This is a genomic window from Rhodoplanes roseus (assembly GCF_003258865.1).
Classification (GTDB): domain Bacteria; phylum Pseudomonadota; class Alphaproteobacteria; order Rhizobiales; family Xanthobacteraceae; genus Rhodoplanes; species Rhodoplanes roseus.
On the sequence record NZ_NPEX01000587.1, the window covers coordinates 1 to 1,102 of the forward strand.

The 1,102-nt window shown below is 73.1% G+C and carries 1 protein-coding gene; it reads right to left on the reverse strand.

The features are described 5' to 3' along the window. Window positions 1–1,050, reverse strand: a 1,050-nt coding sequence (gene mutL / locus CH341_RS31430) for a DNA mismatch repair endonuclease MutL (protein ID WP_111423644.1), incomplete at its 3' end; no start/stop codon positions are given. Window positions 1,051–1,102: the final 52 nt, after the last annotated feature.

The window sequence follows — 1,102 nt, forward strand, 5'->3', positions numbered from 1 at the left end:
CGTCGCGCCGCCGCCCGTGCTGGCGGCGCGGCCGGAGCCCTGCGCCAGCGCGTCCATCAGGGCCCGCACGATGGTGGCGCGCACCAGGCCGGCGTCGCGGAACCGCACCTCGGCCTTGGCCGGATGCACGTTGACGTCGACCTCGTGCGGATCGACGTCGACGAACAGCGCCAGCACCGGATGGCGGTCGCGGGCGAGATGATCCGCATAGGCGCCCCGCACCGCGCCGTAGAGGAGCTTGTCGCGCACCGGCCGGCCGTTGACGAACAGGTATTGCGACAGCGAGTTCGCCTTGTTGAAGGTCGGCAGCCCGGCGAAGCCTTCGACGAACAGGCCGTCGCGGCCGCCGCGCACCGGCACGGCATTGGCCGAGAAGTCGGCCCCCAGCACGTCGGCGAGCCGCACCAGCCGGCCGTTGGACATCGGGTCGGCGCCGAGCAAAGTCGGGTCCGCCGCCGGGAATGTCACCGGCGCGCGCTCCTCGCCGGCGAACGTGAAGGCGACGTCGGGCCGCGTCATCGCCAGGCGACGCACCACGTCGCGGATCGCCTCGGTCTCGCTGCGCTCGGCCTTCAGGAACTTCAGCCTGGCCGGCGTCGCATAGAAGAGGTCGCGCACGTCGATGCGGGTGCCCTGGGTCAGCGCCGCCGGCTTCGGCTCGCCCTTGCGGCCGCCCTCCACGGCCAGCGCCCAGGCGTGCGGCTCGTCGGCGTGGCGGGTCGTGATGGCGAGCTTCGCCACCGCGCCGATCGACGGCAGCGCCTCGCCGCGAAAGCCCAGCGTGCGGATGTCGAGCAGATCCTCGTCGTCGAGCTTGGAGGTGGCGTGGCGCTCGACCGCCAGCACGAGGTCGTCGCGCGTCATGCCGCAGCCGTCGTCCGTGACGGTGATGCGCCGCCGCCCGCCGCCTTCGGTCATCACGTCGATGCGGGTCGCGCCGGCGTCGAGGGCGTTCTCGACCAGCTCCTTGACGACGCTGGCCGGCCGCTCGACCACCTCGCCGGCGGCGATCCGGTTGACGACGGCCTCGGTGAGCTGGCGAACCGGCATGGAGCGACTCGGGGGTTGGCTCTGGTCATTCCGGGGCGCGGACCGCAGGTCC